Consider the following 21443-nt stretch of genomic DNA (forward strand, 5'->3'; position numbering starts at 1 on the left):
GTCCCATGGGGGCGCGGGACTGGTCGAACCATCGGTTTCTGATGCCGATAAAATGACCCGTCACGCCCGGAAACTCTGCTGGACGCCAAGTTGCGTGACAGATAAGAGGGGGGTCGAATGATGTCAACGGTGGCGGCCGATACAGAATGGCCACAATCCGGTGTTTGTGAAGGTTTTCTGGCCGGAATCAGACGTTCTGAAACCGGTATCCTTATCGAAAGGTCTTTATCGATGTTGCGCCACAAATTTCTCATGACGGCCGCGCTGGCCGCCGCGATCCTCTCCCAGGCTCCCGCCTTTGCGGCGGAGGATGCGGTCGTTGCCAAGGTTGGCGACCTGGAAATTCACCAGTCGGAACTGGATATTGCGGTCCAGAACCTTGACCCGCAGCTCGCCCAGCTTCCGGACGAGCAGAAGAAGGTCGCAGCCCTTTCCGGCGCCATCGACGTCAAGCTGCTCGCCAAGGGGGCTCTCGCCGAAGGCATCAAGGATACGCCGGACTTCAAGAAGCGGATGGACTATATCGCCGACCGCGAGCTGCATAACGCCTACTTCCGCAAGCATGTGATCGACGCCACGACCCCGGCAGAGATCAAGGCCCGTTACGACAAGGAAATCGCCTCCCTGCCGAAGCAGGAAGAGGTGCATGCCCGCCATATCCTGGTGAAGACCGAGGACGAGGCCAAGGCAATCATCGCCGATCTCGACAAGGGCAAGGATTTCGCCGCGATCGCCAAGGAAAAGTCCCAGGATTCCAACAAGGATGAAGGCGGCGACCTTGGCTGGTTCGGCCGCGGCCGCATGGTCCCGGAATTCGAAGAAGTCGCTTTCACGCTGAAGAAGGGCGAATATAGCAAGACGCCGGTCAAGTCGCAGTTCGGCTATCACGTCATCAAGCTGGAAGACACGCGCGATGCTCCGGCGCCGGCTTTCGACCAGGTCGAGGATCAGGTCAAGCAGCTGGTGATGCGCGACAAGTACGTCGCTCTCATCACCAAGGCCAAGAGCGAACAGAAGATCGACATCAAGGATGCGGCCCTCAAGAAGGGCTATGAAGACGTCAGCAAGATGCAGGACGCGGGCGACGCGCCGGTCCAGCAGTAATTCCCGACAACGGGCCCGGATTTTCCGGGCCCTCTCCATATTTGAGCCAGGTAATTTCCGATGTCCGATTCCGTTTCGCCGCTCGCTCCGAAATCCTATCCCGACATGCCGGCAATCCGCGGCGTGCGCATGGCGACAGCCGCCGCCGGGATCAAGTACAAGAACCGCACCGACGTGCTGCTGATGGTGTTCGACGAGCCGGCGACCGTCGCCGGCGTCTTCACTCGCTCCAAGTGCCCTTCGGCGCCGGTCGATTTCTGCCGTGCCAATCTGCCGCACGGGGTGGCGCGCGCCGTGGTCGTCAATTCTGGCAATGCCAACGCCTTTACCGGCATCAGGGGCAAGGCTGCGACTGAACTCACCGCCAAATCGGCCTCCGAGGCTGTCGGCTGCGGTGAGAACGAGATCTATCTGGCTTCGACCGGCGTCATCGGCGAGCCGCTCGACGCGACGAAATTCGCAGGCGTGCTCGGCGACATGAACAGCGGCGCGACCGGCGGCTTCTGGCTCGAAGCTGCCAAGGCGATCATGACCACCGATACCTATCCGAAGGTCGCGACCCGCACGGCCGAGATCGGCGGCGTCACGGTGACGATCAACGGCATCGCCAAGGGCGCCGGCATGATCGCGCCCGACATGGCGACCATGCTGTCCTTCGTGGCGACCGATGCCGACATCGCGTCGCCGGCGCTGCAGAACCTGCTTTCCGCCGGCGTCGGTCCGACCTTCAATTCGGTCACCGTCGACAGCGACACCTCGACCTCCGATACGCTGATGCTGTTTGCAACCGGCGCTGCCGCCGACGATGGGCAGGCCCGCGTCGAGACCGCTGACGACCCGCGCCTCACGAGCTTCCGCGCCGCGCTCAACGATCTCCTGAAGGATCTGGCCCTGCAGGTCGTGCGCGACGGCGAAGGTGCGCGCAAGATGGTCGAGATCACCGTCACTGGCGCCGAAAGCGATGCAGCGGCAAAGACGATCGCGCTGTCGATCGCCAATTCGCCGCTGGTCAAGACCGCGATCGCCGGTGAAGACGCCAATTGGGGCCGCATCGTCATGGCCGTCGGCAAGTCCGGCGAAATGGCCGACCGCGACCGGCTGGCGATCTGGTTCGGCGACGTGCGCGTCGCCGTCGACGGCGAGCGAGATCCGGCCTATTCCGAAGCCGCGACCACCGCCGTCATGAAGGAACAGGACATTCCGGTGAAGGTCGATATCGGTCTCGGCAGCGGCCGAGCGACCGTCTGGACCTGCGACCTCACCAAGGAATATGTTGCCATCAACGGCGACTACCGGAGCTGACAGGAATTGAACGAAGCATCATCTCCTCAGAACGATCTGCCATTGGTCAGGCGGCTCGAAGCCGTGGGCTTTCGAGCCTGGCCGGCGGCGTCCGTCGTTTATGACGGAAGCTGGCAGGTTCGGCTGACCGGCGGCCATCCTTCAAAGCGCCTGAACTGCATCGTGCCGCTCGACCCGTCCGATCACCGCGACATGGCGATGCGGCTCGAGAAGGCTCGCAAGCGGTTCGAAAATTACGGCCGTGAGTTGGTCGTCCGGGAGACGCCGCTCGCCCCTCCTAGGCTGATCGACCATCTCGATGCCGCCGGCTGGCGGGTGTTCGAGACCGTCGACGTGCTGACTGTCAACCTCACCGAACTGGAACTGCCGGACACGCTCGATCACCTGCCGAGCCACGATATCGGCCGGTTCTGCGACGCGAGCCTGGCGATCGATAACGAAGATCCGGCGCTGAAGCCGGCGCTTGCCGAGATCCTGAGTTCGATCAAGCCGACCTCCGGCTTCTTCATCAAGGAGAATCCGCAGGAAGGAGCCGCGGCCGTGGCGCTCTGCGTCCAGGACAACGATCTTGCCGGCATCATCTCCTTTGCCGTGGCCCAGGCGCATCGGCGCGAGGGTCTCGGCACCGAAATCCTGTCTTCGGCGCTACGCTGGGCTCGTATCAGCGGTGCGCGTTCGGCCTGGCTGCAGGTCGTCTCGACCAACGAACCGGCGATGGCGCTCTATCGGAGGTTCGGCTTCCGCAAGGCCTACGAATACCGTTACTGGCGGCAGGAAAGCCAGGCATGAGCGACGCCCCCCGCAAGATACTGCTCGTCGCCGCCTGCGCGCTGATCGATACCGACGGCCGCATCCTTCTGGCGCAGCGTCCCGAAGGCAAGTCGCTGGCCGGCCTCTGGGAGTTTCCCGGCGGCAAGGTAGAGCTCGGTGAGACGCCCGAGGAGACGCTGGTGCGCGAGCTCGAGGAAGAACTCGGCATCAAGACCAGGATTCCCTGCCTGGCGCCGCTCACCTTCGCCAGCCACACCTACGAGACCTTCCACCTCCTGATGCCGCTCTATATCTGCCGTCGCTTCGAAGGCATTCCGACGGGAAGGGAAGGGCAGGCCATCAAATGGGTGCGGCCGAACGCACTCAGGGATTACCCGATGCCGCCGGCCGACGAGCCGCTGATCCCGATCCTGCAGGATCTGCTCTAATCGATAAAATTAGAGCCGCCGAATTCATACGGCGTTAAGGGATCGTTTAGCCGATTGTGGCACCTTCAAGGCTTATCCGGTAACGCGTTGATGAGGCTTTAGAAGGCATGGACGAGGAATTCTGGAAAACTGTGCGGGTCCGTCAGCGGGCGACGCATGGCTCCGGCAAAACCGGCGCGCTCAATATCGCTCTTCTGTTCGGGACGGCCGCGATCGCTCTTTCACTGATCGTGACGCCGATGCTCGCTGGCCGCAATGATGAGCGCCGACTGGCGCATGTCCAGGAGGATTTCGACCTGATCAGCACGGGCTCCATCAAGCCCGGCGAAAAGGGCGCAAGACATTATACGATCCGGCGCAGCGTGCTGCAGGAAACGCCGGGCTCGGTCTGCATCGTGCAGGGCTATGGCGTCGGCAGCGACTGCTGACACCAGGGGCTTTTTTGGCCCGCTGATGTTGATTGAAGGATATTCCATGCGCCTTTTCAGGTTTCTTCTGAAGAACAATAGCGGCGCAACGGCCGTGGAATACGGCCTCATTATCGGGATCATCTCGCTGTCGATGATCGCCGGGTTCACCACCTTTACCGACGCATTGACGAATACGTTCAAAACCATCTCTAACAGCGTTGACGACCCTGTTCCCTGAATTTGGGTCGGGGCCGTTCAGCGCGGGCTGCGACTGTTGAGAGCCTCGGCCAGCCGCATCTTGGCCGAACCCGGCTTCAGCGGCTTCTGCTGGCTTTCGTGCGGGGCCCAGCCGGATGCGTAGATGATCGAAAATGTCGCGCGGATGCGGCCGTCCGGATCGGAATAACGTTCCGCATAAAGCTCTGCAGCCCTTACGAAGAAACGCCTTGTGACCGGCACGCGACTGCGGCCCGCGAGGGGGTTGGTCATGCCCATGGCGCGTAGATCGCGCATCAGCGGGAAAAGCGAGTCGTAGCGCACCGTGTAGGTCTCGGCATCGACGACCGGCAGCGAGAAACCGGCCCGCTGCAGCAGGGCGCCGACATCGCGCACATCGGCAAACGGGATGACGCGGGGGCTCGCGCCGCCGGTCAGTTCTGCCTCGGCGGAGAGAAGGACGTCGCGCATTTCCTGCAGCGTGCCGGAGCCGGGAATCGCTGCTAGAAAAAGCCCGTCCGGCTTCAACGCCCGGCGGATGCGGATCAGCGTGCCGGGCATGTCGTTGACCAGGTGCAGCGAGAGCGGCGACAGGATCAGATTGACGGATTCGGGTTCCAGTGGGACGTCTTCCAATGGAGCCGTGGCGAACGCGTCTCCGGGCCTTGCGAAAGCGGCATCGGTCTCGATACGGCTCACGGTGCCGATCTTGCCGGTGGCCAGCGCCTCGCGAGCGGCGATGCCGGTTCCGCCATGAAGTTCGACCGCGGTCTCGAATTGCCGTTCGACGACCGCCAGCCGGTCTGCAAGCTCGCGGCCGGCAATGTCCAGAAGGAAGGCGGCATTGCTGTCCTTGGCGGTTATCGCGCGTCTGCGCCGTGCACCTATCAGCTGTTCGTCGAAAAGAATTTCCATGGCCGTCCACTCGTATTCTGCCGTCGCAAAGGCGCGCTCCGTCCGCTATTGTCAAGTCATGTCCGCCGAGCCCAACGTCAATGCCCTGCGACTTTTAACATCGTTTGCCGTGGGGTGGACGAGATGGGTAGGCGACCTCGTCTATCCTCCGACCTGTCCCGGCTGCGGTGTGCGAACGGGCGCGCATCAGGGCTTCTGCCCCACCTGCTGGCGGGAAATCCGGTTCATCGAGCGGCCCTATTGCGAGACGCTCGGCCTGCCGTTCTCCTACGATCCGGGGCCTGGCATTCTGTCGGCGCAGGCGATTGCCGAACCGCCCGTCTTCGACCGCCTGCGTTCGGCGGCGATCTTCGAGGGCGCGGCCCGCGACCTCGTCCATTCGCTGAAATATCGCGACCGCACCGATCTCGCGGGTATGATGGCCGGGTGGATGCTGCGTGCCTCCGATGGTTACGTCGCAAACTGCGACGGCATCCTGCCGGTGCCGCTGCATCGCTCGCGTTTCGCCTCGCGGAAATTCAATCAGGCGGCGGAGCTTGCCCGGCATCTATCGCGAAAATCCGGCCAGCCGTTCCTGCCGTCCACACTCATCCGCGTCAAACGCACGAACCGGCAGGTGGGGCTTTCGGCGCGGGCCCGCGAGGACAACGTGCGGGCGGCTTTCGCGATCGCACCAGGCCATGAGGACCGCGTCTTCGGCAAGCGGCTGGTGCTGGTCGACGACGTCTATACGACCGGAGCGACGGTTTCATCCGCCACTCGTGCATTGAGGCGAGCCGGGGCCGCTGAGGTCACGGTTTTGACCTTTGCAATGGCTGTTGCCGGGCCTATATGACAGAAGAAGACACTATTGCGCGCGGCCCATTCCCGCCTGGCCGCGCCCGGAGACGATCATGGCAGAGGTCACTATCTATACCCGCGAATATTGCGGTTACTGCGCACGCGCCAAGGCATTGCTGGAGACGAAAGGCGTTTCCTACACCGAGCATGACGCCACTTATTCGCAGGAATTGCGCCAGGAGATGATCGGCAAGGCGAGCGGTCGCTCGACCTTCCCGCAGATCTTCATCGACGGCACGCATGTTGGCGGTTGCGACGATCTGCACGCACTCGACCGGGCCGGCAGGCTGGACCCGATGCTGGCGAACTGAGAGGTATCTTCCATGGCTTTCAAGGCTGCCGCCATCCAGATGTGCTCCGGCGTCGATCCGGAAAAGAACGCTGCCGACATGGCGCGGCTGGTCCGCGAGGCTGCGGCGCATGGGGCGGTTTATATCCAGACCCCGGAGATGACCGGCTTCCTGCAGCGGGACCGCAAGGCTATGCGCGCCGTGTTGCGCGACGAGGCGGGCGACATCATCGTTTCGACCGCCCGCAGCCTTGCGAGCGAACTCGGCATCCATCTACATATCGGCTCGACGGCGATCGCCGTCGACGGCGGCAAGATTGCCAATCGCGCCTTCCTGTTTGCGCCCAGCGGCCGGCAGATCTGCACCTATGACAAGATCCATATGTTCGATGTCGATCTGGACAATGGCGAGAGCTGGCGCGAAAGCTCCGCTTACGAGCCCGGCAGCGAAGCGCGGGTTGCCGACCTGCCGTTCGGCAAGCTCGGTTTTGCAATCTGCTACGACGTCCGTTTCCCGCAGCTTTTCCGCACCGAAGCCTTGGCCGGCGCCGAAATCCTGACCGTGCCGGCCGCCTTCACCCGCCAGACCGGCGAGGCCCATTGGGAAATCCTGCTGCGTGCCCGTGCGATCGAGAACGGTGCCTTCGTGATCGCCGCCGCTCAAGGTGGCGTGCATGAAGACGGCCGCGAGACATTTGGCCATTCGATGATCGTCGATCCCTGGGGCAGGATGCTGGCATCTGCCGGCGGCACCGGCGAAGGTATCGTGCTCGCCGAGATCGATATTGCCGCCGTTGCTGCGGCCCGGGGAAAGATCCCGAACCTCAAGAACGCCCGCGAGTTCTCGCTGGATGCGGTTACGGACGCGGCGGGAGAGGTGGCCGCTTGATCAAGTATTCCCTCTCCTGCGAGAACGCCCACACGTTCGAAGGCTGGTTTTCGGAAGGCGCCGATTTCGACCGGCAGGTGGCGAGCGGGTTCCTCACCTGTCCGGTCTGCAATTCCGCTTCCATTTCCAAGACGCTGATGGCGCCCTCAGTTTCGACCGCCAGAAAGAAGGAAGAGAAGCAGGCGATGGTGATGGACCTCGCCCGCCAGGAGGCTATCGCCAAGCTCAAGGAAGCCGTGGCGGCGATCAAGGCCAATGCCGAGGACGTCGGCGAGAAGTTTCCCGAGGAAGCCCGCAAGATCCACTACGGCGAGGCGGATGCCCGTGGCATCATCGGCCAGGCGAGCCTCGGCGAGGTGCGCGAGCTGCTCGACGAGGGCATCGAGATCGCGCCGTTGCCGATCATTCCCGAAGACGCGAACTGACCGAGCGGTTGGCGATCGGGGAGAGGCCAGCGTGCGCGGCGGGGTTGGGGATGGCTACTCTTTCGGAAAGAGGACGCTCTCGTAGTCCTGGGCGCCGTGGAAGATATGGAGGATCTCAACCGTCGCGCCGCCGATCCTGTACAGTATCACATAGTTGCCATAGGCGCGTCGCCTGATCCCGCTTTCCGGATAGTCTGATAAAGCGGCAAAAGCGCCCGGTGAATTTCCGAGCTGGCGGCAGGCTTCCCTTAATTCCAGCGCGAATGAGATCGCCCGCGGAGGATTATCTTTCCTGATAAATTTTGTGATTGAGGAAATGTCCGAAAGCGCTTCGTCCGTGATGACGACTTTCACGGGCTTTCCCTACTTTTCGAGGTCGCTCAAGATGCGATCGAAGGCCTCTTCGAGTGGGGTGACGCGACCCGCATCGGCGTCGGCTATCGCCCGATCAAGAGACTCGTGTAGCTTCTGTCTTTGGAGGTCGCGGAGATAGCGATCACGGAGCGCGTCCTCGATATATCGATCGCGTGACTTAGTTTCACCTCGTTCGATAGCATCTTGGATGTGGCTATCCAGGACTGCGTCAAGCTTTACTGTTACTTGCGGCATATGCAGCTCCTTCTACTCCGACATGGTACCACAGGCGCCACGAATTTCCATCACGCCGGCCGCTTGGCCAGCATCATGTAGTTGACGTCCATGTCCGGCGACAGGTTCCAGCGGTCCTGCAGCGGATTGAAGAAGACGCCGGTGCGATGGATGATTTCCATGCCGGCTGAGGAGATCGGTCTTTCGAGCTCTTCCGGGCGGACCAGCTTTTCGTATTGATGGGTGCCGCGGGGCAGCCAGCGCAGGATGTTTTCAGCGGCGAAGATCGCCAGCGCTCCGGCCTTGAAGGTGCGGTTGATGGTGGCGACGAACATCAGGCCGCCGGGGCGGACCATGTTGGCGCAGGTCGTCATGAAGAAATTGACGTCCGCGACATGCTCGACCACTTCCATGTTCAGCACGACGTCGAATGTCTCGCCGGCTTCGGCGAGCTGCTCGGCGGTTACGGCGCGGTAGTCGACCGACGTGCCCGTCTCAGCCGCGTGTGTGGAGGCGATGCCGATGTTCCTTTCGGACGGGTCGGCGCCGACGACGGTCGCGCCCATGCGGGCGATCGGCTCGGAGAGCAGGCCGCCGCCGCAGCCGATATCGAGGATGCGCAGGCCGGAAAGCGGCAGATGGCTCTTCGGGTCGCGGCCGAAATTTTCACAGATGCGGTCGCGGAGATAGGCGAGCCGCACGGGGTTGAACTTGTGGAGCGGCTTGAACTTGCCGGTTGGGTCCCACCACTCCGCGGCCATTGCGGAAAACCGGTCGACTTCGCTCTGGTCGATCGTGCTGCGGGCGGCTTCGGTCATGGTCGTCATCCCTTCGTTTCAGCGTTTGAAGTCGGATGATAGGGCGTGGAAGTCAAGAGTTCTGCGATGGTCAGCGTCTTTTTGACACCGTGTACCCGAGGATCGCAAGCCAGCTGGCGTCGGGGCGCTGTTCCATCCTCTGCCTCAATAGCTGCAGGATGCGGTCGAAGTTTTTCGCAGTGGCGGATCCGCCGGCCTGATGCGGCGACGGGCGATTTCGTCTATGTCTTTGAAAATCTGGCAGGCACAGATGGCGGTCATCCTCTCTGGAGGGGAGGGATGGCGCACCGGGAGGAGGGCAAGATGGCGATCACGGTTGAGCGATTGAAGGAGTTGCTTGCCTTCGAAGAGGTCTCCATGACGCTGGCGGACAGTTCCGCGGAGATACACGACGGCTATATTCTCGAAAGGTTGCGGTTTCGGCTCGAGGATGGCGCGGAGGTCCGGGGTTTCCTCACCCGGCCGAGCGAAGGTTTCCTCACCCGCGGCCCGGCGATCGTCTATGCGCATGCACATGGCGCCCGCTGGGATATCGGCGCATCCGAACTGATCGACGGCCGGCCGGCCTTGCTCGATGCCCCAGGGCCGGTTCTGGCGCGCAAAGGATATGTGGCGCTTTGCATCGACATGCCGACATTTGGCGAGCGGGCCGGGGTGACGGAGGACGCGGCGACCAAGGCGGCGCTCTGGCACGGCAAAACGCTGTTCGGGCAGATGCTTTCCGAACAGGCAGCGGCGCTGACTTGGCTCGCCGGCCGGCCGGAGGTCGATCCGCAGAGGATCGGCGTCTCGGGGCTTTCGATGGGGGCGACGCTTGCCTATTTCCTGGCGGCGATCGATCCGAGGGTGAAGGCGACGGCGCATCTGTGTTGTTATGCGGACTTCGCAACGCTGGTCGAAATCGGCGCCCATGATCTGCACGGGCATTACCTGACCGTGCCGGGGCTGCTCAGGGAAACCTCGATCGGCGAAATTGCCGGGCTGGTGGCACCGCGGCCGCAGCTGATCTGCGTCGGCTGGGACGATCCGCTGACGCCGCCTGACGCGGTGGAGCGCGCCTTTGCCGAGACGGAAGCCGCCTATCTGAGGGCGGAAGCGCTCGGTGCGCTGGTGTTGCTGCCGGAGGCAGAGGTCGGGCATCGCGAGACAGAAGCGATGCGGAGGGCGGTTCTGGCCTTTTTCAAAGGGTATCTCTGACGGCATCAGGCGAGCATCTTTCAGATGACGCGGATACTCGCCTGGGGCCTACGCCTACCGCGTGCCGTTCAGATGTACGCATCTCTTGGAAATCTGCTCCTTGCGCTGCGCCTTGGTATAACGAGCGATCATGCCTGCCGGGCAGCTCTTGTCGTCGAACAAGACGGACTCGCCGGCCGCCATCGATGCGGGCGTCGGTTTGGCCTTGACCATCCTGGTCTGGGCGCTGGCCGGTGATAGCGTGGCCGGTCCGGCAAAGACCATGGCCAGCAATAGAATCAGAAAAGCGCGCAACATCGAGGTCCCTCCTCCCGCTATGGTTGGTGAGGGATTGTAGCGCCCGTGCGACCGACCGGCCATTCCACCGTCCGGTGTAGCTCTGCCCGAAGGAATGAGGGGGAGGACTAGCTCCCCTTCACCCTCAATCCGTTCCGGTCGAACAGGTGCAGCGGCGCACCGGCGACGGAGAGGTAGGTTTCGTCGCCCGGCGAAATCAGCTTCTGGCCGGGAACGACAGCGAGGAGTTTTTCGCCGTTCAGATCGGCGTGGATGACCGTTTCGGAGCCGAGTGCTTCGACGAGGCGCACCTTGACCTTGAGGCTTCCCGGATCATTGGCGAGCGTGATGTGCTGCGGGCGGATGCCGATCGTCAGCTTTTCGCCGACGGACAGGGAATGGCCCGAGAACGGCACGAGCAGGCGGTGGCCGCCCGCGGTCGCAAGCGTCGCCGTGCCGGTCTCCAGATCGGCGACTTCGCCGGCCAGGAAGTTCATGTGCGGTGCGCCGATGAAGCCGGCGACGAAGCGGTTGGCGGGCGTGTTGTAGAGGTCGAGCGGGGTGCCGACCTGTTCGATCTTGCCGGCGCGCATGACCACGATGCGGTGGGCCAATGTCATCGCCTCCACCTGGTCGTGGGTGACGTAGATCATCGTCGAGCCGAGGCGTGCGTGGAGGGCTGCGAGCTCGGCGCGGGTCGAGACGCGCAGTTCGGCGTCGAGGTTCGACAACGGCTCGTCGAGCAGGAAGGCGGTCGGACGGCGCACGATGGCACGGCCGATCGCGACGCGTTGGCGCTGGCCGCCGGAAAGCTGGCCGGGCCGGCGTTCCAGGTAGGCTTCTATCTCCAGCATGCGGGCGGCTTCGGTAATGCGCTCGGCCACTTCGGCCTTGGGCATGTTGGAATTTTCAAGGCCAAAGGCGAGGTTCTGGCGCACGCTCATATGGGGATAGAGCGCGTAGGACTGGAAGACCATGGCAAGGCCGCGGTCGGCAGCGGACACTTCGTTGACGCGCTTGCCGTCGATCTCGATCTCGCCGCCGGTGACCTTTTCAAGGCCGGCGATGGTGCGCAGCAAGGTCGATTTTCCGCAGCCGGACGGGCCGACGAAAACGATGAACTCGCCGTCCTTGATATCGAGGTCGATGTCCTTCAGGACGTCGACCGCGCCGAAGGACTTCTTGATTTTGGTGAGGGTGATCTCGCCCATCGGTGATCCTTACTTCAGGCCGGTGCCGGCAATGCCGGTGGTGATGAAACGCTGCAGGAAGATGAAGACAAGCACGACCGGGATCATGGTCACGACCGTCATCGCCAGGATGAAGTGCCACTGGACGTTCAGTTCGCCGGAATAGATGCTCAGGCCCACTTGCAGGGTGTAGAGTTCGCGCCGCGACAATACGATCAACGGCCACAGGAAGTCGTTCCAGCGCCAGACGACCGAAAAGATCGCCAGAACCGCGAGCGCCGGTGCCGTCAGCGGCAGGACGATGCGCCAGTAGATCTGCCATTCGGAGGCCTTGTCCATGCGGGCTGCGTCGATCAGTTCGTCCGGGATGGTCAGCATGTACTGGCGCAGGATGAAGACGCCGGTCGGGGTTGCGACCGTCGGCAGGATGACGCCCCAGAGATTGTTGAACAGGCCGAGCGACGAGATGATCGAATAGAGCGGCACCATGATCACTGAAAGCGGCACCATCAGCGTCGCGAGGATGATCAGCATGGCGAGCGAGCGACCGCGGAACTCGTATTTCGACAGCGCGAAGGCGGCCATGGAATTGACGATCAGGGTGATCAGCGTCGCCGTCACCGTCACGAAGACCGAGTTCCACAGGTAGCGAAGGAAATCGAACTGGGTGAAGGGCGTCGTGTAGTTTTCCGTGGCAAAAGAGACCGAACGTACCGGGGTGCGGTCGCCGATGTTGACGCGGACGATTTCTCCGGGCGTCGTCGGATCGACCATCTGGGCGACGAGACCGATGCGGCGCACCTCAGCCAGCACCTTGGTCGACCCGTCCGGCATCTTGGCTTCGAAGAGCTGTAGCGGCTTGTCGTAACCCTGGACCGTCGCCTGACTGGTGACATAGGGCAGGATCGACGGCGGGAATTCGGCGAGGGCTGCCGGCGTCTTGAAGGACGAGAAGGCGAGCCAGACGGCCGGGCCGAACATGATGATCAGCCCGCCGACGAGCCAGACCCAGGTGACGATATCCGTCCAGTGCCAGCTTTTGCCGCCGCGACGGCGCAGAATGAAGCGAGAGGCGACACCCATCAGCGTTTCCCCTTCTTTTCGCCACGCTGGCCTATGCCGAGCTGGATCAGTGTCAAGACGACGAGCACGAGGCCCATCAGGATCGAAGCGGCAGCGGCGAGGCCCGGATTGCGGAGCGTTGAGGCAAAGCCGGTCTCGTAGATGTACTGGGTCAGATAGAGCGTGCTGGTGCCAGGACCGCCGCCGGTCAGCACGTAGACCTCGTCGAAGATCTGCACGGCCTTGATCAGGGCGAGGACCACGACGACCAGAAGGTTCGGTGCGAGAAGCGGCAGCGTGATGCGCCGGAACACACGCGCGGGCTTGGTGCCGTCCATTTCGGCAGCTTCATAGAGATCCTTCGGGATCGCCTGCAGGCCGGCGAGCAGGATCAGCGTGTAGAGGCCCATATGCGCCCAGATCGAGACGCCGATCGTGGCGATGAAGGTCCAGTTGCGGTCGGTAAGCCAGGTATAGGGCTCGATACCGAACTGATAGAGGCCGAAATTCAGGAGGCCCTGGCGCTGCAGGATCCACTTCCAGATCAGGCCGACCACGACGGGCGACAGGAGGACCGGGAAAAAGAACACGGCGCGCCAGAAGGAGCGGGCGGCGAGATCGCGGTTGAGGATCAATGCCGTGATCAGCGACAGGCCGATCATCAGCGCCACCTGCAGGATCACGAACCAGAACGTGTTGCCGACGGCAGTCCAGAAGGCATCCTCCTGGCAGGACATAGGGTCGAGGTAGTTCGTGCAGGTGAAGAGGCGCTGATATTGCTCGGCGCCGATGAAATTGCGCTCGGAAAGGAAGAAGGCCGTGCCGCCGGTCATCGAATAGACGAAGTTGATGACGAGGGGCAGGAGCACGAAAATGCCGAAGATCAGCATGTTCGGGGCGAGGAACACGGCCGCCATGCCGCCGATGCCGGCCGCTTTCTGAACGGCGCGGAGCGGTATGTCGATGATGCGCATCAGGAGATGCACGGGCGCCATGAGAAGGCTGCCGAGACGGTCGGTGAGAGACGTCGTGCTCATGTTCGTATTCCATCCCTCCTTGTCTTCTTGTCCGGATGACGAGGCTCGCCCCTCATCCGGCCTGCCGGCACCTTCTCCCCGCAGGCGGGGAGAAGGGATTTGCCGCGCCGTCGCCGGTCACCCTCGCCCGCCTACGGGGAGAGGGTGCGCCGAGCGGAGCGGAGGCGGGGTGAGAGGCTCACCCCAATGCTGTCATCAAAGGCCGCTGTCCTTGACCTTCTGGGCGATGTCGGCGTCGATGCGCGTGAAAGCGTCATCGAGTTTCAGCTCGCCGGCCAGCGTCTGACCGACGCGGGTGACGACCGCGGCATAGACCGTGTCGGACCAGCGCCAGCCGGGCAGCTTCAGGGCGGTGTCGGCCGTGGTCTTGGATGCCTCGACATATTTGGTCAGGGCAGCCTTGGCGAAGGCGTTGTCGGTCTTGAAGTCGAGGCCGCCCTTGTCGACGACGCCCTTGTGGCCGGGCAGGAAGAGGGTGCGCTCGGAGAATTCCTTGACGATCTTCTCCTGGGCGAACCAGTCCATGACGGCCGCGACGTCCTTCGGGTTCTTGGTGTATTTCACGGCGACGAGCGCCGCGCCGCCGGGCATGCCGGTGCAGGCTGCCGGGCCGCAGGGGCTGCCGGTCGCCACCCAGTCAAAGCTGTTGCCGATCTTGGTGGTGAGGTTCGCCACCTGCCAGGAACCGGAATAGTAGAAGGCGAGCTGGCCGTTGATGAAGTCTTCGGCCGCGGCGCGGTAGGTCGAGCCGGCTGCGGAGACCCAGACGTCCTTGGCGAAGGAGCCTTCACCGACCCAACCGACGAACTTGGTCAGGAAGTCCTTGGCGCCCTTGTCGAGCGGTGCCGGCTTGCCGTCCTTGCCGACATAGTTGGCGCCGTAGGACAGGAGCGGAGCGGTCAGGCGGTGACCGGAGCGGTCGATCGCCATGGCGAAGGGAAGCTTCTGGCTATCCTTGACCTTCTTGGAAGCAGCCGCCCATTCTTCCCAGGTGGCCTTCGGGCCCGGAAGCGGAACGCCGGCCTGGTCGAACAGGGTCTTGTTGGCATAACCGCCGGTCAGGGTGATCTGCGTCATGAAGCCAGAGATCTGCTTGGAGCCGTCCGGACGCATCCAGTCGGCCTGGGCGCCGAAATTATCGTCCCAGTACTTGGCGTCCTTGACCAGCGGGCGCAGGTCGAGCCAGTGCCTGGAGAGGTCCTTGATCGCCGTGACGCGGGCGATGTCCGGGCCGTTGCCGGCTTCGAGCTGCACGGGCAGCTGATCCTTGATGACGCTGTAGGCAACGTTGTCGAGGATGACGTTGATGCCCGGGTTTTCCTTCATGAAACGGCCGACGAGGTCCTTCATGACGTCGCCTTCGACGCCGTCAGAATACCACATGATCCGCACGTCGCCGGCATGTGCTGCCGTCGACATGAGAAGGGCGAGCGCAGCGCCCGCCAGAAGCGATTTGGTTTTCATGCTCATTTCCTCCTCTTAATGGATGGGCCTCCACCCGTCCGGTTTTTAGATCACGAAGCGCTCAGCATCGTCGCTTCGCCTTTTACTGTGTAATCCGCCCGCGCGATCACGCGGCCTTCGGCTTCCACGGAGCCGTCTTTCCTGAAGCGGACGGTACCATATTCCGGGTCCTCGACAACGACGGTGCCGTCGGCTTCCTGTCTCGTGGCGAGCCCGCTGAAGCGGTACTCGACGGCAGTGAGATTGTCCGCTTCGCAGACGCGGACGATCCAGCGTGTCTTCTGGCCGTATTGGCGTAGTTCAGCCCCTGCCGACGGACCGTCGGTGACGGCCTCCAGCTTCGAGGCGGTGCGCAGCATGACGGCGCCCTTGCCGGAGCGGGCAAGCGCCACGCCGCCGGAAACGAGTGTTTCGTCGAACTCGGCCTTGGGAAACCAGGCATGGGTGAAATCCGGCTGTTCCTCATAGGTAGTGAATTCGAGGACGGCGAGGCCGCGATACTGCTGGGCACGCGGGATGGTGCCGCAGCCGCCCCAGTAGGACGGGCGGCCATAGCCGAACTGGATGGTCTCGCCCGGATGGTTGATCCAGATCGCAGCTTCCGGCTTGTCGCCGAGGCGCAGATGCAGGATGGTCTCCTGGTAACCCCATTCGTCCCAGCGGTAATGAGCCGTCGAGCCCATGGCGAAATGCTCGCCCTTGTAGTGGTAGAGCGCCGCAAAGGAATTTTCGCCCTGGGCGAAACGCCATTCCTGGTGCTGGCTGCCGCGGTGATCGGCAATCGCCGCGAACTCTGCAGGGATTTCGAGACCATGATCCCGCAGGCAGACGGCCATCTGCGGCAGGCAGTGGACGCGGCGGCCGTACCAACCCTTGCCCCAGAGCAGGCGGGCGACGCCGGACAGTTCCAGCGAGCGGCCGGCGCAGAGAGTGTGCTCGTAGGAGCGGCCTTGCGCTGCCGTCACCATGCCGTGATGGGCGGAGCGGGCGATGATTTCGCAGAGGCGGACGATGCCGGCCTTGGCGCGGTCGGCGATATCCTTGTCAGGCGAAAGGGCTGCAAGCGCCGTCAGGCCCTTGAGGTCGATCGGGAAATAGGGGGCGGAGTTGAACTCGGCCATTTCCCAATGTTCGAAATGGTCGAGCCAGGCGCGGACGCGGGCGGCACCGACCTTTGCCTGCTCCGCACCCTTGCGGCCGGAGCGGACGAAGGTGGCGTCGGGCAAGAGACTGCCGCCGAGATAGGCCGAGGTGTGGAACAACAGCGCGTGGTTTTCGGAGAAATACCATTGCACGTCGTTACCCGGCTCATCCATCCAGTAACGGTAATTGAGGATGGCACCGTCGATGCGGGCACGGGTCTTCTCGTTGATGTCCTTGCCCCAGACGGTGCGCGACCAGATGAGCGGCACCAGCGAGAAGTCGGCGCAGTCGTGGCAGTCCTCGATCGAGGGCAGGATTTCCTCGATCATCGCATCCGTATCGGGGCCGGAACGGCCGCTTGCCAGACGGGCGAAGGCGCGGACGGTATCGCGTTCGGAATTTTCCGAGATTTGCGCCAGGGTCTCGGTGATGCGATCGCTCAGCGATGCAGGAGCCTGCCCCTGGCTTTCGGCGTGGCAGATCTCGACGCCGAGCGAACGGGACACGACGAAGCCGCCGGCATTGAGGGTAATGCGGAAGTGGCGGAAGTCGGCGGGCGCCTTTTCCGACGGGCCGATATTGAGGCTGGTGGCGCCGGCGGCCAGGGTGAAGTCGAAATCGAAGCGCTCGCGCGACATGAAATCGCCTTCGACCGCGACATTGACCTTAACCTCGACCGGCAGGGGCGCGGAGAGAAGCAGGGTGATATCGCCGCCGAAATAATGCTGGCGGTCGAAATACATGGTGTCGAGCGCCTTTTCGAGGCTTGCGGCGACGGGGCTCGTGACCGGAACCGGCATGGCGACACTGGCAGCCGGGCCGGAGAGATAGTCGAACTGATAGAAATAGCGGGCGTCACGCTCGGCGAGGTCGTCGAAGAACAGCGTGATCTCGTTGAGGCCGGCGACCAGCGGCAGTTCGAACTCCTGCTTGGCTTCGAGATTGCGGCTGTAGGGCGCCATCCAGCCGGCTTCCGTGCCGTTGACCCAGATGACGGCGCCGCCGCAGGTGCCGAGGCGGATCTTTGCCCTGCCGGCAGTTTCCGCCTCTATATAAGTGCGGGTCCAGGTGGCGAGCCGGGTCGGGCGGAACCAGAAGCCGGAGAGATCGAGCCGCGGCGAACCGAAAGGCAGCCACCAGCGGGTGGCATCGAAGGAGCCGCGGACATCCGGGCGCTTGCCGCGATAGGTGTCTGCGAAGATGGTGCGGCACGGATATTCGTGCGGAATGAAGTTCTTGACCTTGGTCAGGAAGAAGAACGGGTCCATCTCGCCCTTCATCGGGGCATCGGGCACGTCGAAACGCTCTTCGGCGATGCGGCCGAGCTGCCAGTACCGGACGGCTTCGCCCGGCTTCAACGTCTTTCGCATCCAGTTTGCTTCGGGATTCATGGCAGTCTTATCTCAGCTCGCTCAGGGCCACGGGGGCCACGTCGTTGTATTCCTGGTTCTCGCCGGTCATGCCCCAGACGAAGGCGTATTGCGCGGTGCCGGCACCCATATGGATCGACCAGGCGGGCGAGAGAACCGCGTCGAGGTTCTTGACCACGAGATGGCGCGTCTCTTCCGGGCGGCCCATCAGGTGGATGACCCGTTCCTCTTCGGGCAGGTCGAAATAGCAATAGGCTTCCATGCGGCGCTCATGCAGATGCGGCGGCATGGTGTTCCAGATGCTGCCGTCGGCAAGGTCGGTGATGCCGAGCAGAAGCAGGCAGGACGGCGTGACTTCCGGATGGATATACATGCGCAGGTTCCGCAGATTGGCGCGCTTGGGATCGCCGAATGTCAGCATCTTCGATTCCGACCGCTTGATGAGGCGGTGCGGAATGTCGGCGCCTGCAGGAACGGAGTTCATGTAGAACCGGGCCGGCTTTTCGGCCGAGGCGCTGGCGACGGAGATTTCCTGGGCGCCGCGGCCGACATAAAGCACGTCGCGGTTTTCCAGGGTGAAACTCTTGCCGTCGACCGAGACGACGCCGGTGCCGCCGAGATTGGCGATGCCCATTTCACGGGCCGACAGCAGGAAGGGCGTGCCGATCTCTTCGCCCGAACCGAAGCTCAGCGTCGACGATACCGGAACAGCGCCGCCGACGATCAAGCGGTCGACATGGGTGTAGGTGAAGCTCACCCTGTCGGCCTGGAACAGGTCTTCCATCAGGAATTCGGCCCGCAGGCGGGCGGTGTCGTAGGTCTTGATGTCGTTGGGGCCAGCCCCGTAGAGAACCTTCATCGTCATGCTGTCTCGCCTCCCGGTTCCACATGCCGGATGGCTTCGGAGAGGCACAGGATCGAAAGCGCCTGCCCGTAGCCGGTCGGCTGGATGGGAATATCCCGATAGAATTGCAGATCATGGCCCATGCGCGTTCCATAGGAAACGTTGAGCACGGTGCCGGTTTCGTCGATATTGGCAAGCACCGCTTCAACGGCCTTGAGGCCGGCGGCGCGCCATTCAGGGGTGCCGAGGCCGAGACGGTAACCCTTGAGCAGGCCGTAACCGAAACCCGCCGTCGCCGAGATTTCCTCGTAGGAGGACGGGTCGTCGAGCAGGGTGCGCCAGGCGCCGGAAGCGGCCTGCAGCGGCAGCAGCGCGTTGACCTGCGCCGTCAGCACGCCGAGCAGGAAACCCTTTACCGGCTTCGAAACTTCGGCGAGGTCGAAAAGGTCGAGCATGCCGGCGGTGATCCAGGCATTGCCGCGCGCCCAGCGGGCTTCCGCAAAATTATGGCGACCCTGGAACGTCCAGCCATGGAACCAGAGGCCGGTCTTCGTGTCGGCGAGGTAACGGGAATGGACGAGGAACTGCTTTGATGCCTCATCGACCAGCTCGCGGCGACCGCTCGCCTCGCCGTAGGAGGCGAGGAAGAGGGCGACCATATAAAGCGTATCGTCCCAGAGTTCGTCGTTGTTGACCTTGTCGGAGACGTGGTGCTCGAAGGCGCCTTCTTCGGTGCGGCCCATTTGCGCCATGACGCGGTCTGCCCAGGCGTCGAGAACCGGCTTCCAGCGCGGGTCGCGGGTTTCGCGCCAGAGGACGGAAAGGCCGAGCATCGGTGCCGTGGTGTTGACGTTGAGCGTCGGGAGCCCGGCTTCGATGCGGGCCGAATACCAGTTCTCGATCAGCGCCTTCAAATCGTCGCGGCCGGTGAACAGCCAGAGACGGATGAGGCCGTAGAGGCCGACGCCTTGCGGCCATTCCCAGCTTTCGAAAGAGATATAGTCGCCGGCGGTCCCGTCGAGATTGGGTTCGTGGAAACGGCCATCGTCGCGAAGCCCGGTCATGCCGGTCACGAGGCGGTCAAGCTTTTCACGGATGTCCCGGGCTGAAAGGCCCATGTCTCAATTCCTCCCTGTGCTGCAGCATTTGCTGCGCAGCATTGCGATCCGCTTCTCCCAAGCGTGCCTTCATGAAAACATCTGAAAATTGATTGCGCAATCTGAAAATTTTTTGCAGTGTGCGCATCGATGATGGGAGGATGTCATGGCGGCGACGATCGTGCCGGGCAAGCGCGGCAAGAAAAGCCGGCGGGTGAGGCTGGAGGATATTGCGGGAAAGGTGGGCGTGTCGCTGAGCACCGTGTCGCGGGCGCTGGCCGGCGAGAAGGGCGTGCGCGCGGACATCCGCCAGCGGATCATGGAGGCGGCGAAAGACGCCAATTACGCAATGCCGACGCCGGTCGCCGGCAAGAAGGTGATCCTGGCAGCTTCGAGCGCGGCGATGATCGACTACGTGCGCAACCAGTTCACGCTCTATGTGCTGGAAGGGTTGCGGGATCGCGCGCAGGCTCTCGGGCTCGATATCGTCACCCGTGCGGTCGCCGACCAGTCGGAGGAAAAGGTGGTGCTGGAAGAGGCGCTGGTCGATCCGGACGTCGCGGGCCTGCTGTTTCTGACCGTCGACGACGAAGGAATGCTCGAGGCTACCCGCGGCTTCGGCAAGCCGGTCGTGCTGATCAACGGCGACGATCCGATGATGCGGCTGTCGAGCGTGACCCCCTGCAATCGGTCGGCGGCGCATATGGCCACCGACTATCTTATCCGGCTGGGCCACAAACGCATCCTCTTCCTGATGCGTCCGGGCCGGCGGACGATCGACCGGCGCCGCGAAGGCTGGCAGGATGCCTTCCAGCATCACGGCTTGCCTTGTCCCCCGGATCTCGTCGTGCCGGTCGAGGACTGGCTGCCGGAGCTTGCCGCCCAGGCGGTGAGCGAGCGGTTACGCAGGAACGGGCTCGATTTCACGGCCGTGCTGACGGCGGGCGACAGTCTCGCGGTCGGCGCGATGATGGGGGTTCAGCAGATGGGCTATACCGTGCCGGGCGACGTTTCGGTGATGGGCATGGACGACCTGCCGCAGGCCGCCTTCCTCAATCCGCCGCTGACCACCGTGCATATTCCGATGCGCGAACTCGGGGCCGTGGCGCTCGATCTTTTGCGGGACGGGATGACCGGATTTGCAAATCCGGCACGGCGGGTGGAGCTTGCTTGTCACATTGCCGAGCGGCAGTCGACCGGGCCGGCCAGAGGCTGACCCCGGCCAAAACGTTTATTCATGCGCCATTCAGAGCCGTGCTGGAACAATGGGAATGTCTCGAACATTGATATCCGGCGAAATCCGGTCGGCAGATGGTCAGTCCGGTTCGCGCGTTATTCGGTTTCTCAGGAGGAAGCCCGTGAAGAAAATTCTGATGTCCGTTGCGGCACTTTGCGCCCTGTTCGCGGCGCCGTCGATTGCGGATGCGGCCGTGCGCGGGGTTGCCACGGCCAATGTCAACATGCGGTCCGGGCCTAGCACCGGCTATCCGGCCGTCGACGTCATTCCGGTCGGCGCGGCGGTAACGATCTACGGCTGCATGAGCAGCGTCAACTGGTGCGACGTCGCCTTCGTCGGCGGACGCGGCTGGGTGTCGGGCAATTACGTGCAGGCGACCTATCGTTCCAACCGCGTCTATGTCGCCCCGGACTATTACGAGGGCCTCGGCATTCCGATGGTCACGTTCGACGTCGGCAACTATTGGGGCCGCTACTATCGCGACCGCGACTTCTACCGCGACCGCGATCGCTGGGACCGCTACGATTGGAG

The 21443-nt window shown here is 63.1% G+C and carries 24 protein-coding genes and 1 pseudogene; 13 read left to right on the forward strand and 12 right to left on the reverse strand.

Features of this window, described 5'->3' with window-relative positions:
- Positions 1-231 precede the first annotated feature (231 nt).
- From C5J24_RS28425 to C5J24_RS28450, 6 genes and pseudogenes are all read left to right on the forward strand, one after another.
- The gene (locus C5J24_RS28425) at positions 232-1104 is read left to right on the forward strand and encodes a peptidylprolyl isomerase (RefSeq protein WP_105422777.1); all 873 of its coding nucleotides are present in this window, start codon (positions 232-234) and stop codon (positions 1102-1104) included.
- A gap of 60 nt (positions 1105-1164) precedes the next feature.
- Positions 1165-2406 (forward strand): bifunctional glutamate N-acetyltransferase/amino-acid acetyltransferase ArgJ, encoded by a 1242-nt coding sequence (gene argJ / locus C5J24_RS28430; RefSeq protein WP_105422779.1) that lies wholly within the window; start codon positions 1165-1167, stop codon positions 2404-2406.
- Positions 2375-3195 (forward strand): annotated as a pseudogene (locus tag C5J24_RS28435) (GNAT family N-acetyltransferase). Before argJ ends, C5J24_RS28435 begins: the two are co-directional and overlap by 32 nt.
- Positions 3192-3605, forward strand: a complete 414-nt coding sequence (gene mutT / locus C5J24_RS28440; RefSeq protein WP_105405220.1) for an 8-oxo-dGTP diphosphatase MutT — start codon at positions 3192-3194, stop codon at positions 3603-3605. The pseudogene C5J24_RS28435 and the gene mutT overlap by 4 nt, the downstream one beginning before the upstream one ends.
- Before the next feature lie 107 nt (positions 3606-3712).
- Entirely contained in the window at positions 3713-4033 is a 321-nt protein-coding gene (locus tag C5J24_RS28445) for a hypothetical protein (RefSeq protein ID WP_037081748.1), read from the forward strand.
- A gap of 46 nt (positions 4034-4079) precedes the next feature.
- On the forward strand, positions 4080-4253 hold the full coding sequence (locus tag C5J24_RS28450) for a Flp family type IVb pilin (RefSeq protein ID WP_105405240.1): 174 nt from the start codon (positions 4080-4082) through the stop codon (positions 4251-4253).
- Between the two features lie 17 nt (positions 4254-4270).
- Here C5J24_RS28450 and C5J24_RS28455 read toward each other — a convergent pair whose 3' ends face one another.
- The gene (locus tag C5J24_RS28455; RefSeq protein ID WP_105405219.1) at positions 4271-5146 is read right to left on the reverse strand and encodes a class I SAM-dependent methyltransferase; all 876 of its coding nucleotides are present in this window, start codon (positions 5144-5146) and stop codon (positions 4271-4273) included.
- A 58-nt stretch (positions 5147-5204) separates the two neighbouring features.
- Here C5J24_RS28455 and C5J24_RS28460 point away from each other — a divergent pair, with 58 nt between their 5' ends.
- From C5J24_RS28460 to C5J24_RS28475, 4 genes are read left to right on the forward strand one after another with little or no spacing between them, the layout of a single operon-like run.
- Positions 5205-5981, forward strand: a complete 777-nt coding sequence (locus C5J24_RS28460; RefSeq protein WP_105422816.1) for a ComF family protein — start codon at positions 5205-5207, stop codon at positions 5979-5981.
- A 58-nt stretch (positions 5982-6039) separates the two neighbouring features.
- Positions 6040-6297, forward strand: coding sequence for a glutaredoxin 3 (grxC, locus tag C5J24_RS28465; protein WP_105405218.1), 258 nt, complete (start codon positions 6040-6042; stop codon positions 6295-6297).
- A 12-nt stretch (positions 6298-6309) separates the two neighbouring features.
- Entirely contained in the window at positions 6310-7164 is an 855-nt protein-coding gene (locus C5J24_RS28470; RefSeq protein ID WP_105405217.1) for a carbon-nitrogen hydrolase family protein, read from the forward strand.
- On the forward strand, positions 7161-7589 hold the full coding sequence (locus C5J24_RS28475; RefSeq protein ID WP_105405216.1) for a DUF1178 family protein: 429 nt from the start codon (positions 7161-7163) through the stop codon (positions 7587-7589). Before C5J24_RS28470 ends, C5J24_RS28475 begins: the two co-directional genes overlap by 4 nt.
- A gap of 54 nt (positions 7590-7643) precedes the next feature.
- Here the strand turns inward: C5J24_RS28475 and C5J24_RS28480 are convergent, their stop codons facing one another.
- Genes C5J24_RS28480 through ubiG form a run of 3 tightly spaced genes read right to left on the reverse strand, consistent with a single transcriptional unit; the run spans position 7644 to position 8995 of the window.
- Positions 7644-7943, reverse strand: a complete 300-nt coding sequence (locus C5J24_RS28480; RefSeq protein WP_105422781.1) for a type II toxin-antitoxin system RelE/ParE family toxin — start codon at positions 7941-7943, stop codon at positions 7644-7646.
- A 9-nt stretch (positions 7944-7952) separates the two neighbouring features.
- Positions 7953-8198: a hypothetical protein gene (locus C5J24_RS28485; RefSeq protein WP_105405215.1), complete on the reverse strand. Its 246-nt coding sequence runs from the start codon at positions 8196-8198 to the stop codon at positions 7953-7955.
- A 50-nt stretch (positions 8199-8248) separates the two neighbouring features.
- Positions 8249-8995, reverse strand: a complete 747-nt coding sequence (ubiG, locus tag C5J24_RS28490) for a bifunctional 2-polyprenyl-6-hydroxyphenol methylase/3-demethylubiquinol 3-O-methyltransferase UbiG (RefSeq protein ID WP_105405238.1) — start codon at positions 8993-8995, stop codon at positions 8249-8251.
- A gap of 303 nt (positions 8996-9298) precedes the next feature.
- Between ubiG and C5J24_RS28495 the strand changes: the two genes are divergently transcribed.
- Positions 9299-10192 carry a S9 family peptidase gene (locus tag C5J24_RS28495; protein ID WP_105422818.1) on the forward strand — a complete coding sequence of 298 codons (894 nt, stop codon included), beginning with the start codon at positions 9299-9301 and terminating at the stop codon, positions 10190-10192.
- 54 nt (positions 10193-10246) lie between these two features.
- On the opposite strand, the gene C5J24_RS28500 is transcribed toward C5J24_RS28495, so the two are convergent.
- From C5J24_RS28500 to C5J24_RS28535, 8 genes are all read right to left on the reverse strand, one after another.
- Positions 10247-10489 (reverse strand): DUF6719 family protein, encoded by a 243-nt coding sequence (locus C5J24_RS28500; RefSeq protein ID WP_245437588.1) that lies wholly within the window; start codon positions 10487-10489, stop codon positions 10247-10249.
- A gap of 107 nt (positions 10490-10596) precedes the next feature.
- Positions 10597-11679, reverse strand: a complete 1083-nt coding sequence (locus C5J24_RS28505) for an ABC transporter ATP-binding protein (RefSeq protein ID WP_105422783.1) — start codon at positions 11677-11679, stop codon at positions 10597-10599.
- Positions 11680-11688: 9 nt separating this feature from the next.
- Entirely contained in the window at positions 11689-12741 is a 1053-nt protein-coding gene (locus tag C5J24_RS28510; RefSeq protein WP_105422785.1) for a carbohydrate ABC transporter permease, read from the reverse strand.
- Positions 12741-13757 carry a carbohydrate ABC transporter permease gene (locus C5J24_RS28515; RefSeq protein ID WP_105405212.1) on the reverse strand — a complete coding sequence of 339 codons (1017 nt, stop codon included), beginning with the start codon at positions 13755-13757 and terminating at the stop codon, positions 12741-12743. The genes C5J24_RS28510 and C5J24_RS28515 overlap by 1 nt, the downstream gene beginning before the upstream one ends.
- Before the next feature lie 195 nt (positions 13758-13952).
- Positions 13953-15221: an ABC transporter substrate-binding protein gene (locus C5J24_RS28520; RefSeq protein ID WP_046665355.1), complete on the reverse strand. Its 1269-nt coding sequence runs from the start codon at positions 15219-15221 to the stop codon at positions 13953-13955.
- 50 nt (positions 15222-15271) lie between these two features.
- Positions 15272-17755 (reverse strand): hypothetical protein, encoded by a 2484-nt coding sequence (locus C5J24_RS28525; protein ID WP_105422787.1) that lies wholly within the window; start codon positions 17753-17755, stop codon positions 15272-15274.
- A 7-nt stretch (positions 17756-17762) separates the two neighbouring features.
- Entirely contained in the window at positions 17763-18599 is an 837-nt protein-coding gene (kduI, locus tag C5J24_RS28530; protein ID WP_105422789.1) for a 5-dehydro-4-deoxy-D-glucuronate isomerase, read from the reverse strand.
- Positions 18596-19696, reverse strand: a complete 1101-nt coding sequence (locus C5J24_RS28535) for a glycoside hydrolase family 105 protein (protein ID WP_105422791.1) — start codon at positions 19694-19696, stop codon at positions 18596-18598. Before C5J24_RS28535 ends, kduI begins: the two co-directional genes overlap by 4 nt.
- A gap of 145 nt (positions 19697-19841) precedes the next feature.
- On the opposite strand from C5J24_RS28535, the gene C5J24_RS28540 reads away from it, so the two are divergent.
- Both C5J24_RS28540 and C5J24_RS28545 read left to right on the forward strand, forming a co-directional pair.
- Complete coding sequence (locus C5J24_RS28540) at positions 19842-20891, forward strand: LacI family DNA-binding transcriptional regulator (protein WP_105422793.1); 1050 nt, start codon at positions 19842-19844, stop codon at positions 20889-20891.
- A 142-nt stretch (positions 20892-21033) separates the two neighbouring features.
- Positions 21034-21443 (forward strand): SH3 domain-containing protein (locus C5J24_RS28545; protein WP_371674846.1); only part of this gene is annotated, 410 nt, incomplete at its 3' end.

The organism is Neorhizobium sp. T25_27 (genome assembly GCF_002968565.1).
Lineage (GTDB): Bacteria > Pseudomonadota > Alphaproteobacteria > Rhizobiales > Rhizobiaceae > Neorhizobium > Neorhizobium tomejilense.

What these genes read in the sequence shown, in the direction of transcription:
- C5J24_RS28425 (WP_105422777.1), top strand. Translation starts at nt 232, where the DNA reads ATGTTGCGCCACAAATTTCTCATGACGGCCGCGCTGGCCGCCGCGATC.
- argJ (WP_105422779.1), top strand. Translation starts at nt 1,165, where the DNA reads ATGTCCGATTCCGTTTCGCCGCTCGCTCCGAAATCCTATCCCGACATG.
- mutT (WP_105405220.1), top strand. Translation starts at nt 3,192, where the DNA reads ATGAGCGACGCCCCCCGCAAGATACTGCTCGTCGCCGCCTGCGCGCTG.
- C5J24_RS28445 (WP_037081748.1), top strand. Translation starts at nt 3,713, where the DNA reads ATGGACGAGGAATTCTGGAAAACTGTGCGGGTCCGTCAGCGGGCGACG.
- C5J24_RS28450 (WP_105405240.1), top strand. Translation starts at nt 4,080, where the DNA reads ATGCGCCTTTTCAGGTTTCTTCTGAAGAACAATAGCGGCGCAACGGCC.
- C5J24_RS28455 (WP_105405219.1), bottom strand. Translation starts at nt 5,146, where the DNA reads ATGGAAATTCTTTTCGACGAACAGCTGATAGGTGCACGGCGCAGACGC.
- C5J24_RS28460 (WP_105422816.1), top strand. Translation starts at nt 5,205, where the DNA reads ATGTCCGCCGAGCCCAACGTCAATGCCCTGCGACTTTTAACATCGTTT.
- grxC (WP_105405218.1), top strand. Translation starts at nt 6,040, where the DNA reads ATGGCAGAGGTCACTATCTATACCCGCGAATATTGCGGTTACTGCGCA.
- C5J24_RS28470 (WP_105405217.1), top strand. Translation starts at nt 6,310, where the DNA reads ATGGCTTTCAAGGCTGCCGCCATCCAGATGTGCTCCGGCGTCGATCCG.
- C5J24_RS28485 (WP_105405215.1), bottom strand. Translation starts at nt 8,198, where the DNA reads ATGCCGCAAGTAACAGTAAAGCTTGACGCAGTCCTGGATAGCCACATC.
- ubiG (WP_105405238.1), bottom strand. Translation starts at nt 8,995, where the DNA reads ATGACCGAAGCCGCCCGCAGCACGATCGACCAGAGCGAAGTCGACCGG.
- C5J24_RS28495 (WP_105422818.1), top strand. Translation starts at nt 9,299, where the DNA reads ATGGCGATCACGGTTGAGCGATTGAAGGAGTTGCTTGCCTTCGAAGAG.
- C5J24_RS28500 (WP_245437588.1), bottom strand. Translation starts at nt 10,489, where the DNA reads ATGTTGCGCGCTTTTCTGATTCTATTGCTGGCCATGGTCTTTGCCGGA.
- C5J24_RS28505 (WP_105422783.1), bottom strand. Translation starts at nt 11,679, where the DNA reads ATGGGCGAGATCACCCTCACCAAAATCAAGAAGTCCTTCGGCGCGGTC.
- C5J24_RS28510 (WP_105422785.1), bottom strand. Translation starts at nt 12,741, where the DNA reads ATGGGTGTCGCCTCTCGCTTCATTCTGCGCCGTCGCGGCGGCAAAAGC.
- C5J24_RS28515 (WP_105405212.1), bottom strand. Translation starts at nt 13,757, where the DNA reads ATGAGCACGACGTCTCTCACCGACCGTCTCGGCAGCCTTCTCATGGCG.
- C5J24_RS28520 (WP_046665355.1), bottom strand. Translation starts at nt 15,221, where the DNA reads ATGAAAACCAAATCGCTTCTGGCGGGCGCTGCGCTCGCCCTTCTCATG.
- C5J24_RS28525 (WP_105422787.1), bottom strand. Translation starts at nt 17,755, where the DNA reads ATGAATCCCGAAGCAAACTGGATGCGAAAGACGTTGAAGCCGGGCGAA.
- kduI (WP_105422789.1), bottom strand. Translation starts at nt 18,599, where the DNA reads ATGACGATGAAGGTTCTCTACGGGGCTGGCCCCAACGACATCAAGACC.
- C5J24_RS28535 (WP_105422791.1), bottom strand. Translation starts at nt 19,696, where the DNA reads ATGGGCCTTTCAGCCCGGGACATCCGTGAAAAGCTTGACCGCCTCGTG.
- C5J24_RS28540 (WP_105422793.1), top strand. Translation starts at nt 19,842, where the DNA reads ATGGCGGCGACGATCGTGCCGGGCAAGCGCGGCAAGAAAAGCCGGCGG.